At 72.4% G+C, this 15,038-nt stretch carries 16 protein-coding genes; 5 read left to right on the top strand and 11 right to left on the bottom strand.

The genetic code is table 11. The annotated features are described in order from the left end of the window. Together GPJ59_RS22920 and GPJ59_RS22915 are read right to left on the bottom strand one after the other, a co-directional pair. Positions 1–941: DUF4140 domain-containing protein (locus tag GPJ59_RS22920; protein ID WP_219669368.1), on the bottom strand; the 941-nt coding region annotated here is incomplete at its 3' end. Between the two features lie 55 nt (positions 942–996). Next, positions 997–1,479: an SLATT domain-containing protein gene (locus GPJ59_RS22915; RefSeq protein WP_219669362.1), complete on the bottom strand. Its 483-nt coding sequence runs from the start codon at positions 1,477–1,479 to the stop codon at positions 997–999. 158 nt (positions 1,480–1,637) lie between these two features. Between GPJ59_RS22915 and GPJ59_RS22910 the strand changes: the two genes are divergently transcribed. The 4 genes from GPJ59_RS22910 (at position 1,638) to GPJ59_RS22895 (ending at position 6,131) form a co-directional block, all read left to right on the top strand. Next, positions 1,638–2,537 carry an NAD-dependent protein deacetylase gene (locus GPJ59_RS22910; protein ID WP_219669352.1) on the top strand — a complete coding sequence of 300 codons (900 nt, stop codon included), beginning with the start codon at positions 1,638–1,640 and terminating at the stop codon, positions 2,535–2,537. A 276-nt stretch (positions 2,538–2,813) separates the two neighbouring features. Then, positions 2,814–3,236 carry a hypothetical protein gene (locus GPJ59_RS22905; RefSeq protein WP_219669349.1) on the top strand — a complete coding sequence of 141 codons (423 nt, stop codon included), beginning with the start codon at positions 2,814–2,816 and terminating at the stop codon, positions 3,234–3,236. Positions 3,237–3,363: 127 nt separating this feature from the next. Then, positions 3,364–5,760: a SpoIIE family protein phosphatase gene (locus GPJ59_RS22900; RefSeq protein WP_219669341.1), complete on the top strand. Its 2,397-nt coding sequence runs from the start codon at positions 3,364–3,366 to the stop codon at positions 5,758–5,760. Between the two features lie 176 nt (positions 5,761–5,936). Next, the gene (locus GPJ59_RS22895) at positions 5,937–6,131 is read left to right on the top strand and encodes a CsbD family protein (RefSeq protein WP_219669334.1); all 195 of its coding nucleotides are present in this window, start codon (positions 5,937–5,939) and stop codon (positions 6,129–6,131) included. Between the two features lie 101 nt (positions 6,132–6,232). Here GPJ59_RS22895 and GPJ59_RS22890 read toward each other — a convergent pair whose 3' ends face one another. The 9 genes from GPJ59_RS22890 to GPJ59_RS22850 form a co-directional block, all read right to left on the bottom strand. After that, entirely contained in the window at positions 6,233–6,766 is a 534-nt protein-coding gene (locus GPJ59_RS22890; RefSeq protein ID WP_219669331.1) for a hypothetical protein, read from the bottom strand. A 251-nt stretch (positions 6,767–7,017) separates the two neighbouring features. Further along, on the bottom strand, positions 7,018–7,713 hold the full coding sequence (locus tag GPJ59_RS22885) for a DUF6766 family protein (protein WP_219669329.1): 696 nt from the start codon (positions 7,711–7,713) through the stop codon (positions 7,018–7,020). Between the two features lie 81 nt (positions 7,714–7,794). Further along, on the bottom strand, positions 7,795–8,181 hold the full coding sequence (locus tag GPJ59_RS22880) for a hypothetical protein (RefSeq protein ID WP_308120423.1): 387 nt from the start codon (positions 8,179–8,181) through the stop codon (positions 7,795–7,797). Positions 8,182–8,210: 29 nt separating this feature from the next. Beyond that, positions 8,211–8,675 (bottom strand): hemerythrin domain-containing protein, encoded by a 465-nt coding sequence (locus tag GPJ59_RS22875; RefSeq protein ID WP_445271886.1) that lies wholly within the window; start codon positions 8,673–8,675, stop codon positions 8,211–8,213. Positions 8,676–8,894: 219 nt separating this feature from the next. Next, a complete protein-coding gene (locus GPJ59_RS22870; protein ID WP_219669325.1) occupies positions 8,895–9,887 on the bottom strand; it encodes a hypothetical protein in 993 nt (330 codons plus the stop codon). 84 nt (positions 9,888–9,971) lie between these two features. Beyond that, the gene (locus GPJ59_RS22865; protein ID WP_219669323.1) at positions 9,972–10,370 is read right to left on the bottom strand and encodes a PLD nuclease N-terminal domain-containing protein; all 399 of its coding nucleotides are present in this window, start codon (positions 10,368–10,370) and stop codon (positions 9,972–9,974) included. 87 nt (positions 10,371–10,457) lie between these two features. Continuing rightward, positions 10,458–11,825 carry a hypothetical protein gene (locus GPJ59_RS22860; RefSeq protein WP_219669321.1) on the bottom strand — a complete coding sequence of 456 codons (1,368 nt, stop codon included), beginning with the start codon at positions 11,823–11,825 and terminating at the stop codon, positions 10,458–10,460. Between the two features lie 52 nt (positions 11,826–11,877). Then, positions 11,878–13,287, bottom strand: a complete 1,410-nt coding sequence (locus tag GPJ59_RS22855; protein ID WP_219669319.1) for a DUF2252 domain-containing protein — start codon at positions 13,285–13,287, stop codon at positions 11,878–11,880. A gap of 46 nt (positions 13,288–13,333) precedes the next feature. Further along, positions 13,334–13,531: a hypothetical protein gene (locus GPJ59_RS22850; RefSeq protein ID WP_219669318.1), complete on the bottom strand. Its 198-nt coding sequence runs from the start codon at positions 13,529–13,531 to the stop codon at positions 13,334–13,336. 207 nt (positions 13,532–13,738) lie between these two features. Here GPJ59_RS22850 and GPJ59_RS22845 point away from each other — a divergent pair. Beyond that, the coding region (locus GPJ59_RS22845) for a diacylglycerol/lipid kinase family protein (RefSeq protein WP_219669369.1) at positions 13,739–15,038 on the top strand (1,300 nt) is incomplete at its 3' end.

Here is a 15,038-nt window from a genome sequence, read left to right as displayed (position 1 = left end):
GGCGGGGCCGGGCGCGGGCCGGAGGCGTCGTACCCGGCGAACAGGTCGGCGAGCCCCGGTGGTGGCTCACGCCAGCCGGCCGGCGCGGGGGCGGGCTGGTGTCGCCCGATCCGCAGCGAGCGGAGCCTCGGCAGGTCGGTGCGGCGCCGCAGGTCGGCGGTGGCCAGGCCGATCCGTACGCCGGTCCAGTCCTCGCCGGTGCGCTGGGCGATCGAGGCGCGCAGGACCAGGCGGCCCGTACCGTCGCCCCGGCGGTGGCCGAGGCGATAGCCCGGCACCCAGACGGCGCCGGGCACCGCGTACTCCAGCTCCAGCTCCACCTGCGCATCGCCCTCCCCCGTGCCGGCGAGGGTCAGGGCCGCGCAGACGGTGGTCTCCACGTGCGCCGACGGAGCGTCGGTGGAGGCACGGGCCAGTGCGTCCACGGCGACGGCGAGTTCGTGTTCGAGCCGTCGCAGCGTCTCCTCCAGCTCGGCGAGGCGCGCGTGCAGCCCCGTCAGCCGCTCGTCGACGAAGTCCGCGAGCTCCAGCCACGCCTCGGCCGGCGTGCGGCGGTGCGGGTCCTCGTCCCGGCGGGCGGGCGGCGCCGGACGCAGCGCGGCGACCTCCCCGATCAGGCCCAGTTGCCGGTCCCGGCGCCCTTGCGCGGCTGCGCGCTCGTCGCGCAGCCGCTCGACCTCACGCCGCAGCGGCTCGGGGTCGTCGGCGCCGGTCGGCTCGGCCTCGACCTCCACCCGGGCCTCGGTGACGCGAACGCCGGGCGGACCCACGACCTTCGCCCGGAGGGAGTCGGGATCCAACGAGCGGGGCAGCCCCGTCACACGTACCCGGCCGTCGGGCGCCACGCTGCCGCTCGCCAGGCGGCGGCAGAGCGCGCCCTGCGCGTACACCACGACCGCATCGAGGGTCGACCCCCATGCCTGTCCCGGCCCAGCCGTCATCTGTTCCGCCCCCCTGCCGTGTCCGTGCTCAGCGAAGCCTATTGCGTACTCCTGGCTAGGAGTTGGCCGACGGTGCGGGTTCCCGGCGGTGCTCCAGCCAGGATCGGCTCAGGTCGTCCCATATCGCCTGGTACCGGCCGAAGATCTCGTCCAGCTGAGCGAACGTGAGCTGGTCCGCGGCCGTCGATGCCACGAGGTACTCGAGGTCGTCGGCAAGCCGCCGGAACCGGTACTGCGCCTCCTCCATCAGAACCGACCGGGAGCGCCAGTTGAAGAACGGTTCGACCGCTCCCAGCAACGTCACCAGCGCCACGCACGCCAAGGCCAGGCCGGCCCACGGGTCGAGGTTCTGCAGACCCAGGATGACGGTGGACGCGGCGGACAGGACGAGCGTCGCCACCTTGGTGACGGAGGCGCTCCGGCCGAACCGCCTCTTCCTGCTGCCGGCGTAGCCATTGCCCTGACGGATCTTGTCCAGCAGCAGGGCGGCCGTCTCCCTCGGGCTGAGACCGACATCTGGTCCACTGTCCGGCTGCACTGCGCCCCCAAAGCCCCGTCGCCACGGAAGATGATCAAGCGGCCACGTTATGCCGGTACGCGGTCACCATGCAACGGCACAGGCCACAGGGGCATGAGCAGGCGGCTCTGTTCGCACAGCCCCGTGCCGTGTCGTGTCCGTTTCCGTACGCTGGCGGCATGCGCATGCGCCCCACTCTGAGCTGGACGCCCACCGAGGACCTGCCGCCCGGCACCACGGATCTGGAGCCGGTCGCCGACGCGCTGGGCACCGGCGGTGTCCTGGTGCTCACCGGGGCGGGCATCTCCACGGAATCGGGCATCCCCGCCTACCGGGGTGAGGGCGGGAGCCTGAGCAGGCACACCCCGATGACCTACCAGGACTTCACCGGCAGCGTTCGGGCCCGGCGCCGGTACTGGGCGCGCAGCCACCTCGGCTGGCGCACGTTCGGCCGAGCCCGGCCCAACGCCGGGCACCGGGCCGTGGCCGCGTTCGGGCGGCACGGCCTGCTCGCGGGGGTGATCACCCAGAACGTCGACGGCCTGCACCAGGCCGCGGGCAGTGCGGATGTGGTCGAACTCCACGGAAGCCTGGCCCGGGTCGTCTGCCTGTCCTGCGGCGCCGTGAGCTCGCGCGGCGAACTCGCCCGGCGGCTGGAGGAGGCCAATGCGGGCTTCCAGCCGGTGGCCGCCGCGATGAACCCGGACGGTGACGCCGACCTCACGGACGGACAGGTCGGGGATTTCCGCCTGGTCCCCTGCACGATCTGCGGCGGCATCCTCAAACCGGACGTGGTCTTCTTCGGCGAATCCGTTCCGCCGCAACGGGTCGAGCACTGCCGCGGCCTGGTCCGCGAGGCGACCGCGCTGCTGGTCCTGGGCTCGTCGCTGACGGTGATGTCCGGGCTCCGGTTCGTCCGCCAGGCGGCCCAGGCCGGCAAACCGGTGTTCATCGTCAACCAGGATGCGACCCGCGGCGACCGGCACGCCGTCACCCGTATCGCGCTCCCCCTCGGAAGTGCCCTCACCGCCGTGGCCGACCGGCTGGACATCTTCGTGGACACCCACAGCGCGGCCTGAAAGCCGGAGCACACCGGTCCGAGCAGGCCTTCCACGCCTTCGTCGGCACGGAGGGTCGTCGGCCTCTGACACTCCGCGCCGGCTCCATGGCCGAGGGGGCAATGCCGGCACGGTAGTCGCCACGGCGCACACGTCAAGCCCCGACTTTCCGGGCGGTGACCCCCATGGCTCGCCCGTGGCCCAATGGAGGCACGGACGAGGGCAGAGCCGCGGACAGACCGCCAGCCTCCTCCGGACCCCCACACCCCACGCGACCCCGGTAAGGACACCTCTCCCATGGCCACCACCAGGACCCGACGCATCGTCCCCCTCCTGATCACCGCCACCCTCGCCGCCGCAGGCGCCGGCCTCACCACGACCGCATACGCCGCGCCCACCGCCACCGGCGTCACCACCACCGGTGTCACCCCCGCCGGCGTCACCACCGACACCGACACCCCGGGCGGCAACAGCATCCTCAGCGGCCTCGGCAAACTCGGAAACCTCAGCAAGATCGGCAACAACACCGCTGCCGGCGGGTACACCGAACCCCCCACCGTCGACACGGACGAAGGCCCGGTGGATGGTCGCGGTGGTAGCGGCGGGGATCCCAACAGCCGTCCGACCACGATCCTCAACAGCCAGACCCCCTTGGGCCAGTTCTTCGAGAACCGCATCCTCCACGCGCAGTCCGGCCCCATCCTGACCGACGAACCCTAGAGGTGAATGAGCCCGATGTTCCGGTCCTGGATCGCCGACGGTGTGATCGTGTGCGAGCGCGCGGTCTCCGCGGTGCCCGCCTGAGGGCGGCAGTGCACTCCTGAGCCTGCGGGAGCATGCTCGACGTATGGAGGACGAGCCCGTCTCCCCGGCCGGCGGCGCCTCTCCCGAGGCGCTGGCCTTGGCCAAGGTGGTGGCCAGGCTGCGGGCCGAGGTTGCGGACCTGGAGGCCGGGGCCGCGATGGCGGCCGTCCGCGAAAGGGCCAAGGGCGTGCTCATGGCCCAGGAGGGACTCTCCCCAGGGGAGGCGCACGAACTCCTGCGGCAGCGTGCCGAGCGGGACCGTTGCACGCTGGCCGAGGAATGCTGGCTGACCCTCGGGAGCACGGGCCGACCGGCGGCTTCGAAGGCGACGGGGCAGCCGCCGGCCGCTGCTGCGTCACCGCCGCGTACCGGCCGGTACGCGACCGGCGCGTCCGAGGACGGGCACCGGGCGCTCCTGGCCCGGCTGGCCGAGGGGCTGGCCGCCACGAGCACCGCGAGCGAGGTGGCGGAGCTCCTGCGGGCGGTACTGGGCGATACCGAGCAGGTGGACGCCGTCTTGATCTACACCCTGGCGGTCGCGGGTGGCCTGCAGCTGGCCGGGCATGCCGGCATCGACGCGTCCCTGGCCGAGCAGTGGAGCCGAATTCCGCCACTGGCCGGTGTCGCGGCCCTGGAGGCGCTGACCGAGGCGCACGCGGTGTGGCTGGAGGATCCGGACCTGGACGCGGAACGCTACCTGCTCATCGGCGGCCCTGGGCCGTGGCCGTCGCGCGCGTGGATCCCGGTACCCGGCGAGCGGCCCGCGACCGTCGTGGTCGGGTTCCACCGGACCCGGCCGGGTCCCTTCACCGACGGCACGCGGAGCCTGCTCGGCCGGGTGGTCGAGCTGTGCGGAGGGCCGCTGCGCGGGTCAGGGCGTCCGGGTGCCGCGGCGCCGGCGTACGAGGACGAGGACGTGACGGCCGTCCAGCGGATCTTCGACGTGCTCTCCGGGCCTGCCGTCCTGCTGACGCCGGTGCGCTCCGCGGAGGGCCGCGTGGAGGACTTCCGCATCGATGCAGCGGCAGCGGAGTCGGTCGACGTGGCAGGGCGGCGGGGGAAGGAACTGGTCGGCCGCCGAATCCTCGAGACGTACCCGACGGTGGCCGGTACCGCCCTGTGGGACGGATACCTGGACACCCTGACGACGGGAACCGTCTACGAAGGGCTGCCGTTCACCTACGAGGAGGTTGCGGCGGGAGCTCCGTTCCGGTCCGTCTACTCCGTGCGTGCCGCGCGCTGGGAGGGCCGGCTGGTGGTCTCCTGGACACGCCACGACACCAGCGAGCGCGAGGCCCGCCGCCTGGACGACCTGCAGCGCCTGGGCAACCTCGGCTGGGCGACCTGGAACCTGGCGACCGACACCATGAACTGGTCGGATCAGGTCTATACCATCTTCGGGCGTGACCGCGCGCTGGGGCCGGTGACCCTGGAGGAGCTCCCCTCCCATGTGGTTCCGGCAGACCTGCCCGGGCTCGGCGCGGCCCTCCGGCGGCTTCTGGGCGAGGGAGCGGCCGTTGACCAGCCGTTCCGCATCACCACCGTGCACGGCGTACGGCACCTGAGGTTCGTCGCGGAGGCACACGCGGACTCGGACGGCACCCCGATCGAGGTCCACGGCTTCTTCCAAGACCTCACCACCCAGCGCGGCACCGAGATCGCCCTCCGTGAGAGCGAGCGTGCGAACCTCGTCCAGCGAGGCATGCTCAAGGCCGAACGCGCCCTCGCCGCCCGGCTCCAGGAAACCCTTCTGCCGATCCCCGAGCAGACCCTGGAACTCGCCGGCCTGCGCGTCGACGTCGCCTACCTGCCGGCCGACGCGGGCGTGAATGTCGGCGGCGACTGGTACAGCGCCATCCCGCTACCCGACGGCAGTGCCCTCTTCGTGGTCGGAGACGTCGCCGGCCACGGCCTGGCCGCCGTCGGCGCGATGGCCCAACTCCGCTTCACGGCCAAAGGCATGGCCATCACCGGATCCAAGCTGCCCGTCGTCCTCAGCCGCCTCAACACGCTGCTGCTCCACACGGCCACCGAGTCCTACGGAGCCACCGCGACCATGGTCATGGCGCGCTACCGGCCCGAGAACCACCGACTGACCTGGGTGAGGGCCGGGCACCTGCCGCCCGTGCTGATCCGCGACGGCGAAGGGCACTGCCTCTCCCAGCCCGAAGGACGCCTGCTCGGCGCCTCCTTCGGAGCGCCGTACGGGCAGGCCGTGCTCGACCTGCTGCCCGGTGACCACTTCCTGCTCTACACCGACGGCCTCGTCGAAGACCCGGCCGAGGACATCGAGGAAGGGCTCGCCCGGCTGGCCGCGAGCGCGGCCCACCTCGTGCGCGGGGGCCGTGACCAGACCCTCGCCCGCAGCCTGGCCGCGGGGCGTCCGCGGCATCGCGACGACATCTGTGTCCTGGACGTCCACCTCCCTCCGGAATCCTGAGACGACGGCTGCGCGCGGCCGTGACCGGACGTCCCGTCCGGTGCCGAGGACGCCGATCCGGCCGGTGCGGACGGTGCGGAGCACAAACTTCGTTCCTCGTTCGCGTGTACGCACGACCTCCGGGGGCAGGCGCGGCGCGAAAGCACGTCTGCGCGACAGAGGAAGGGAGCCGGGCCATGGCTGAGAAGGCCAAGGGCAAGATGGACCAGCTCAAGGGCAAGGCCAAGGAGGCCGTAGGCAAGGCCACGGGCGACGACCGGATGCAGGCCGAGGGCAAGATGGACCAGGCCAAGGGCAAGGCGAAGGAGACCATGGGCAAGGCGAAGGACCGCGCCCGCGGCATCGACGATTCCCTGCGCGGCAGGAAGTAGCGACGGTAGCGACGACCTCCGCGGACTCGCCTCGAGAGTCCTTGAGACACCGCAGGACCGAACGCGGGCCCAGCACCTGAACAGACACGGTTGCGATGAGATCAGTGGGCGCGGGCCCGCAGGAAGGTCCGGTCGACCGCGGCCAAGCGCATGCCTTCCAGCAGCTCGATCTGGCGTTCGGCGCGGTCCGCCAGGTGGTCGACGGTACTCAGGGGGATCCGGTCGTCGGCACGAGCGATGGTGCGTAGAGAGCGCCACAGGGCCAGCTTGCCCTCAACCCCCAGGCGCAGCAGCTCCAGTTCGAGGACGTCGCTGAGCGTCGAGCGGGAGACCAGCCGACCGTTGAGTTTGATCCGGCCGACCTTCTCGGCAAGTCGGACGGCCAGGGTCCGTGCCCGCATGACGGGAACGTCGAGGGCGGTCATGATCTGCACCAGGCTCTCGCGGTCCTCAGCGATCTCTTCCGCCAGTTCCCTCAGGCGCGGGCCGGCGGGGCCGTCGCGGTGCACCCGTGCGATACGGCGTACGAGGGCGACACCGCCGGCCGAGCCCGCGTAGTGGTCGTTGAGGTAGATACGGAGCAGTCGTTCCGGGTCGGGGGAAGGGGACCGGGAACGGCTGGGGTCGGAGTGCATGTCACCGGCTCCCGTTCTAAGGATGTGCACGGTACGCGGGGCGGTCGTGATCCCCGCCCGCAGCGTGTACCGCGAGGAACGCGCAGGCGGTGCAAACCGTCGAGCACGGCCGTCCTTCCCCCGTCGCCTTCCCTGCCCGGGGGCGGGAAAACGGAGACGGAGTCGGATCTCCGAACGGGTTCAGGCCCGCGAGTGCCGGGGCATGCCGGACCTTGCGGTCGCGTGGGGCTCCCTGACGGTGGTGCCGGGCGTCAGCCCTCGACACCGGTGGCGGTGTGTGCGGCACCGACCGGCTTCGATTCCGGGGAGCCGCGCTGGCGCAGGTAGATGGACAGGACGACCATGGCCGCGACGGCGAGGAGTTCGGACTGCCAGTTCTGCAGGGTCCGGTCCCAGAAGTTCGGGGTGGCGAGGTAGCCGGACCAGCTGACGGGGTCTTCGAGCCGGCGCAGTTGCTGGCCGTTGTAGGCGGCGGTGCCCGTGATGGACTGCGCCAGCCAGGACAGGACGAACAGCGAGCCCATCACGATCCCGAGGGACCGGGCGTACAGGGTCTGGCGCCAGTCCTTGGTGCCCGCCCAGCGCGGGGAGTCGGCCCGCGAGTGGTCGCCCATCCACTGCTCCTCCTCGCTCTCCGGCCCGGCTCTGTGGACCTTCTTCGACTCCGGCGAGCCGCGTTGGACGAGGTAGACGGTGCCGAAGACGTAGAGGAAGAACTGGAGGAACTCCGACTGCCAGTTCTCGGTCACGTCCACGGCGAAGTCGGAGGACGTCACGTAGTCGGCGAAGCCGAGGGGCTGCAGCCCGTCCACGGTGAGCTGCTCGTTGAACTCGGCGTGCCCGGCAATGGCCTGGCACGCCAAGGTGACCAGGAACGCTGCGCCGAAGGCCAGGGTCAGGCTGTTGTCCCGCCAGAAGCTGCCTCGGCGTTCGCGGCCGTCGCTCACCGCTGGAGCACTCCGATCGTGATGAAGTAGCCGAGCCCGCCCAGGATCACGGCGAGGGTGGCGATGAACAGGGCGCGCACGTCAGGTCCCCTTCACCAGACACCGGTAGGGCTGGTCCGGCTGCGGCGTGCAGCCCGCGGCCACCACCTTCCATCCGCCGGTGAACAGCGACAGGAACAAGGTGTCGCCCGACATCCGCACCAATGCCTGCCTGCCGTACGCCTCCACACCCCGCAGTCCGACGGCCCGGGGCAGTTCCTCGGCCGGGAGCGCCCGTGTGCAGCTCTCCTGCTCGTCCTGTTCCAGCTGTTCGCGGGTGGACGGAGCCAGCAGGGCGCAGGCCCGCGCGTGGTCACCGGTGGCCAGCGCCTCTTCGAAGGCCAGCCCCGCACGGCCCGCGGCGTCCTCGCGCGCCGCGGGCGCCCCGCAGCCGCACACGGCGAGGCCGAGCGCACACAGCAGGAGCACGTTCCGGCTGCGCGAAGGGTGCGGTGGTGTCACTTCGAGGCGGCGCTGGGGACGGACAGCGGGTCACGTGGTGCGTCGTCCTTCGCCGCTGCGAGCTGCTCGCCGAGCTCGAGGAGCCGGTTGCGGCCCATGGCCTTGCGGACGTCGGGGAACCAGTCCTGCTCCTCCTCCTGGACGTGGTGGCGGACCTGTTCCATCAGCACGCTCATCTTGGCCTTGAACCGCTCGTCCTGCGGATCCATGTCCTTGATCTCGGAGAGCATCCACACCACCGCGTGGTGCTCCTCGATGCTCTCCAGGATGTGGTCGGTGGTGTCGGGGGCGGCCTCGCGGGCGGCGGGGTAGAAGTACTGCTCCTCGATCCACGCGTGCACCGTGAGTTCCTCGATCACCTTGTCGGCGATCTCACGGCGCTCGGCGGTGTCCCCGTCCGAGGTCTTCTCGAACTGCTTGAACAGCTTCTCGACCACCTTGTGGTCCTCGCGCAGAAGCACGATCGCATCCATCACAGCCCCATGTCAGGTGTGTTCTCGGGGAGCACGAGGGTTACCCGCGTACTGCGTTCGAGCTGTTTGCGTTCGAGCACCAGAAGACTCCCGGCAGTGAAACGGCACAGACCAAGCACCCTCGCACGGCCCCCCCGCCGCCGGCCGCGCACACGCCGCCGGGCGGCCGCACCGTCACCCGCCCGGCCCCCGGACGCCCGACCCCGCTCAGTCTTCCGGGCGACGGTGGCGGCGGGCGTAGTGCCACAGCGCGCCCGCCAGGACGGACGCCGCGACCAGGACGATGCCCACCACCGGCCATACGCTTCCGGCCATCCGCAGATTGACGACGTGGACCAGGACCATCAGCAGCACCGGAAGGACCACGAAGCCCACGGCCCGCGCGGCAGCGGCCAGCATGCCGGGGTCCAGGCGGGAAGCGGTGCTGCGCTGGGGCGGCAGCGGGGTGTCGGTGAGGTAGTACTCCGCGGCGCGGTTCAGCACCTGGCGGGTGGCCCTGCGGTAGGAGACCGCCATGTAGGGCAGCCACACCAGTGGGGCCACCGTGCCCACCAGGAACGTCACCCCCAGCAGCGCCCAACGGCCCACCACGACGAGCCGCTCGCGAGCGGTCGGGGTGGTGTCCGTACGGCGGGGCGGCATCAGCCCCAGGAGTTTGGCCATGCGCAGCGTCACGGCCGTCAGGGCGGCGATCCGGCGGTGGCGCGGGCGGCCTGGACTGTGCGGTTCGGGCGGCGGGCGCTCGTCGCCCTGGCGCTCGTCGCCCTGGCGCTCGTCGCCCTGGCGCGCCACCAGGGCCTGCTCCGCGGTGTCGGCGTCCGCGTAGACCCCTTGCAGCACCAGGAGTTCGGCAGCTCGCCGCGTCGCTGTCGGGTCGTGTCCGGCCAGCGCGGCCAGCTCCAGCATGGTCCGGGCCTGGCTCAGCAGCGCCGCGCAGAACGCGACCGGGACGAAGATCAGGAACGGGCCGCCGACGAAGGCGCCCTCGGTGGCCGTCCGGCGGACGCCGCGTGCCACCACCTCGGCGCCGAGCGCGGCGGCGTCCGCGTCGGGCCGCTCGGCGCGCAGCCGGGCCACGCTGCGTGCGGCACGCGGTCCGGAGTGCCGCAGCGCGAAGCCGGCGAGCAGTTCGGGCAGCTGCTGCGGCTCCCGCACGGCCGCGCGCAGGAGGACCTCAGGTGCTCCCTCGGGAGTGGCCACCTCGCCCTCCATTTCGCGCGGCGGGCCGGGCGTCCTCGTGATCAGGGGCGAGGGCGGGGCGGCCCGGGGACACCGGCCGTACGGTCAGTGGGACGCCAGGACCTTCGTCTTGGCCTGCTCGTACTCGGCGGGGGTCAGGTCGCCGTGGTCGCGCAGTGCGGCGAGCTTGGACAGCTCTTCGCCCGTCCTGGCCGGGGCGGTCCCGGCCGTCTGCTGGACGTACGCGCGAAAGGCCTGCTGCTGCTCGCGCGCCTGGCGTACGTCGCGTTCACCCATGCCGCGACCGCGGGCGAGGAGGTACACGAAGCAGCCCAGGAAGGGCACGATGCAGACGAAGACGGTCCAGCCGGCCTTGGCCCAGCCGCCCAGGTCGTCGTCCCGGAAGATGTCCCCGATGATCTTGAAGAGCAGCAGGAACCACAGGACCCACAGGAAGAAGTAGAGCATGGTGAGGAACGCGTCGAGCAGCGGATAGTCGTCCATCTTCGCCTCCGTCGGACCGCCGCCCCCGGTTGCCGGGCGACGTCTGTGTGACGTACTCCATGCTCCCCCGCTCGTCCGCCGTCCGCATCACTCGCTCCGGGTGGGGGGAGCGGCTTCCCGGCCGGGGTGCGGTTCGTCGCCCGGGGCGGCCGCGAGGACGCCGAGGAGGGCCAGGACGAGTACGACGATGCCGAAGACGACGGCCACGACCCCGGGGGTCGGGTGGTTCCAGAGCAGCAGGGTCAGTGCCCCGGCCCCGATCACCACGCCGGTCGTCCACGGCCGGTGGCCGTCCAGCCAGTGCCCCGTGGAACCGGTGCGCAGGCCGAGCCGCTCGAGGGAGCGCCCGCCGGCTCCGGTGGCCTGGCCGGCCGCGTGGCGCACGACGCGGGCGCCGCGTCCCGGCCCGTACAGGTACGCGGCCAGCAGCGTGATCACGGCGACGACGATGAGCGTCCGGGCGCTCTCCCGCAGGAACCGCACCAGCGTGTCGTAGATGACGGCGGCGGCGTCCGGCGGCAGGGTCGTCGGCGGTACCGAGTCGAGGTAGATCCGGCGTGCCACGGCCAGGCCGACGAGCAGCACCGCCATCATCACGCCCACTCCGACGGCGGTGGCCATCAGCCACACCCGGTGGGCGGGTGCGCACCAGATGGCGAGGGCCGCCAGCGCGAGGGCCACCACGGGCAGCCAGACGCCGACGACGTTCAGCAGCCGCATGGCGTCCTGGGCCTGGTTGAGCTTGTCGACCTTGAGCAGCGGGATCTGCTTGTCCACCTGGGGGATGGCGGACGCCTTCTCGAACCCCGCTTCGGTCAGGCGCTGCTTGAGCTGGTCGGTCAGGGTGCTGAGGTCGAGGACGATCTCGTCGCCGCTGGCCTGGACGGCGCTGGAGCCTTCACCGGTCAGCACCTTGACCACGGCGGCCTGGACCCGCCGGTTGGCCTCGGTCCACACGGTCTCGAACTGCTCGCTGGTCACCACCTTGGACACCACGGCGTGGACGGCCGAGGTGATGGCGCTCTTCAAGGGGCCTTCCAGGGCCTGCGACTTCTCCACGATCAGGGGCGGCGCGTCGGCCTGCTCCAGGGCCCGGCCCAGGGCCTCGGTGATCGCCTTGACGTCGACGTTGGAGACGACCCGGTCGGTCAGCTTGTCGGTGACGGCGTTCTGCACGGCGGGTTCGTCGGCGAGGGGGGCGACCGTCTGCACGTACCGGTCCGTGTCGGTGATCGTGTCGTCCAGCCAGGCCGACACGACGGCGACCGGGGACAGCAGGACCGCGAGCAGGAGCAGGACCGACGCCCCGGAGTAGCGCAGGCGCCGGTGGCGCACCGAGGCGGCCTTGCGCAGCCGTCTGTACTCCTCGTGCTCCTCCGCGGTCAGCGGGGGGTGGGGGCCTTCGGGGTTCTCGGGGTTCTCGGGGTTCCGGGGGACCGGGGCGGTCGGGTCCATGCCTGTCCTCCTCTGTTCGGTGCCACGCTGCCGCTGCCGCTGCCGCGGGCGGTCAGCCCTCGGCGGTCGGTACGCGGCCGGTTCGTGCGGCCTCGACGAACGCGTCGTAGTCGCGCAGGTTCTGTTCGGCGTACGCCTCGGCGAATGCGATGAGCGCCCGGTCGAAGGTGTCGGCCATGCCGAGGTAGGCGGCGATGGCGACGGGGTCGCCGGAGCGGGCGTGGCCCCGGGCGAGGGAGAAGCCGCAGGCCCGGGCGAGCAGGCGCAGGCCCTCCGGACGCATGGTCTCCGCGGGGGCGGCGCCCTTCCAGTCGAGCAGCTGGCGGACGTAGAAGTCCCGGTCGAGGCCGTCGATGCCGGTGGCCCGCATCCAGCCGAGGAAGATGTCGCTGGTGGCCTGCATCAGCCGCTGCCCGGTCACGACGCGCTGGCCCTGGCTCTCGTAGGCCGCCGGGGCGCAGTAGGGGGCGAGGACGGACTCCTGCGCCTCCTTCGCCTGGAGCAGCAGCGGGTCGTCGTCGTCCCGGCCGACCAGCAGGATGATCCAGCAGCGGGTACCGACGCTGCCGACGCCTACCACCTTGCGGGCCAGGTCGACGGCGCGGAAGCGCGCGAGCAGTTCCCGGCGTTCGAGGGACAGGCTGCGCGCGTAGGTGTCGACGAGGCCGCGCACGGCGGTGTCCTGGTCCGTGCGGGCGGCGTCGTCGATCAGGTCCGACAGGGGCACGATCAGGGGCGGGTCGGCGGCGATGCGCAACTTGTCGTCGACGCGGTGGGTGAGCTTGGCGAAGGCCTGGAGGTGGTCCTTGGTGCGGGCCTTGGCCAGGGTCCGGTCCGTGCGGCGCAGCATGCGGTCGCCGCCCTGTGCGGCGATCAGGCGCAGGTCCTCGGAATTGTCCTGGGCGTACCAGATGTCCAGGACGCGCATCTCGGCGAGGCGTTGCATCCGCCGGCGGTACGCCGAGGCGGCCTCGCCCACGACGGCGGCCCGCTCCTCGGGCGTGAACGCGTTGTCGCGGCCGGCGACGGCGAGGCTCGCCGCGAGCCGTTTGACGTCCCATTCGAAGGGGCCCGGATAGGTCTCGTCGAAGTCGTTGACGTCGAAGACGAGGGAGCGCTCGGGTGAGGCGAAGAGCCCGAAGTTCAGGACGTGGGCGTCCCCGCACAGCTGCACGGTCAGGCCCGAGTGGGGTGCGCGTCCGAGGTCGCAGGCCATGACGGCGGCGGCACCGCGGTAGAAGCGGAAGGGCGACTGCAGCATCCGTCCGTGGCGGATGGGGACCAGTTCCGGCACGCGTGTCACGGCCTGGTCCAGGAGGACCTCGACGGGGTCGGGCCGGTCCTGCCCCGGATCGAACCGCGCCTGCTGCGAGCGCGGTACCTTCGCGCGCGCCCGCTTGCCGCGCTCGGCTCGTTCGGCCGGTGTGAGGGCGTCGCCTCGGGGGAATGCGGACGTGGTCACGGTGCTGCCGCCTCCTGCCTGCGTGGTGCTGGGCGATGCTGCCCGGTCAGTCGGGCAGGCGTCGCATCTCCTCGACGTGCAGTCCCAGGTCCCGGAACCGCCCGAGCAGGCCGTAGAGGTGTGCCTCGTCCGTCACGGTGCCGAAGAAGAGGGTCTGACGGGACGCCGGGAACTCGCTGAGCTCAGGGAAGGCGTGGGAGACCGGCTCGGACACGTGGCCCGTGATGCGGAATTCGTAGCGCATGGGCAGCCGTCCCTCTCTCCCAGTCGCCGCAGCCCGGTCGGGCCCGCCTCGTCCAGGGTGGTGCGCGGCCCGCCCGTGCACATCGCCCGGCCCGGGCGATGCGGGTCGGTCCGGTCCGGGGCGCCAATGGACGTGTCCGGGTGTCGGGACGTATCCGGGTGTGGGGACGTGTCCGGGTGTCGCGGAGTGGAGGTGGGCCGCGTGAGCATGCAGGCCAAGGCCCGTGTGGCGCTGCTGGCGGGCGCGGCGGCGTTCGTCGTCATGGTGGTCTTCGCCGGCCTGCGCGGCATCGTCCTGCTGGCGGTGGGACTGGCCGGGCTGGCCGTCACCGCGGCGGCGCTGTGGCTGTTCCTGGCGCACCGCGGGCCGGTCCGGTGGATCGCCCTGGCCCTCGCGCTGGTGGCGCCCCTCGCCGTGATCGTCTCGTACGTGCGCGCGGAGCTGCTGTGGGTCGTGCTGTGCGCGTCGGCCCTGTGGGGGCTGGCCGTGGGGGCAGGGCGGTCGGCCCTGGCCGACGAGGGGCGCTCCCGCATGCCCGGGTATCCGGCGCGGGCGCCGCAGCACCCCGTCCTGATCATGAACCCGCGGTCCGGGGGCGGGAAGGTCGCCGCGTTCCGGCTGCGGGAGAAGGCCGAGGCGCTCGGCGCCGAGGTGGTCATGCTCGACCCGGACCGCCACGAGGACGTCGCCGAGCTCGCGCGCCGCGCGGTGGACCGCGGGGCCGATCTCGTCGGGGTCGCCGGGGGCGACGGTACGCAGGCCCTGGTCGCCGATGTCGCCGCCGAGCGCGGGGTGCCGTTCCTGGTCATCAGCGCCGGCACCCGCAACCACTTCGCGATGGACCTCGGGCTGGACCGGCGCGACCCGTCGACCTGTCTGGACGCCCTGACCGACGGGGTGGAGCTGCGGGTGGACCTCGGCCGCGTCGGGGACCGCCCCTTCGTCAACAACGCCTCCTTCGGCACCTACGCCGAGGTGGTGCAGAGCCCGGCCTACCGCGACGACAAGATCCGTACGACGCTGAGTCTGTTGCCGGACCTGCTGGCGCGGCACACCGGCCCCCGGCTGACGGTGCGCGCCGACGGCACCACGGTCGAGAACCCGCAGGCGGTGCTGGTCAGCAACAACCCCTACGGCACCGGCGACACGGCGGGCCTGGGCCGGCGCAGCCGGCTCGACGCGGGCGTCCTCGGCGTCCTCGGCGTGAAGGTGGACAACGCCGCCCAGGCCGCGGGCATCATGGGCGGCCGGTACTCCACGGGACTGACCTCGCTGACCGCCCGCGAGGTGGTGGTGGACTCGGACGAGCCGCTCGTGCGCGTCGGGATCGACGGGGAGTCGATCACGATGCCGGCACCGGTTCACTGCCGGGTGGAGCCCGGCGCCCTGCGCGTCCTCGTACCGCGGCACCGGCCGGGCAACCGCGCGGCCGTTCCCCTGGACTGGGCGGGCGTGCGCAGGCTGGCCCTGACGATGGGCCGGGCGGCGGGCCGGAAGCAGCCGGAGC

The sequence above is a fragment of the Streptomyces bambusae genome (genome assembly GCF_019400985.1).
Lineage (GTDB): Bacteria > Actinomycetota > Actinomycetes > Streptomycetales > Streptomycetaceae > Streptomyces > Streptomyces bambusae_A.
The sequence above is the reverse complement of the archived record's forward strand: the minus strand, read 5'-3'. Positions and strand labels throughout refer to the sequence as shown.

Coding starts and splice junctions, on each gene's coding strand:
- GPJ59_RS22910 (WP_219669352.1), top strand. CDS start 1,638: ATGCGCATGCGCCCCACTCTGAGCTGGACGCCCACCGAGGACCTGCCG.
- GPJ59_RS22905 (WP_219669349.1), top strand. CDS start 2,814: ATGGCCACCACCAGGACCCGACGCATCGTCCCCCTCCTGATCACCGCC.
- GPJ59_RS22900 (WP_219669341.1), top strand. CDS start 3,364: ATGGAGGACGAGCCCGTCTCCCCGGCCGGCGGCGCCTCTCCCGAGGCG.
- GPJ59_RS22895 (WP_219669334.1), top strand. CDS start 5,937: ATGGCTGAGAAGGCCAAGGGCAAGATGGACCAGCTCAAGGGCAAGGCC.
- GPJ59_RS22890 (WP_219669331.1), bottom strand. CDS start 6,766: ATGCACTCCGACCCCAGCCGTTCCCGGTCCCCTTCCCCCGACCCGGAA.
- GPJ59_RS22865 (WP_219669323.1), bottom strand. CDS start 10,370: ATGGACGACTATCCGCTGCTCGACGCGTTCCTCACCATGCTCTACTTC.
- GPJ59_RS22860 (WP_219669321.1), bottom strand. CDS start 11,825: ATGGACCCGACCGCCCCGGTCCCCCGGAACCCCGAGAACCCCGAGAAC.
- GPJ59_RS22850 (WP_219669318.1), bottom strand. CDS start 13,531: ATGCGCTACGAATTCCGCATCACGGGCCACGTGTCCGAGCCGGTCTCC.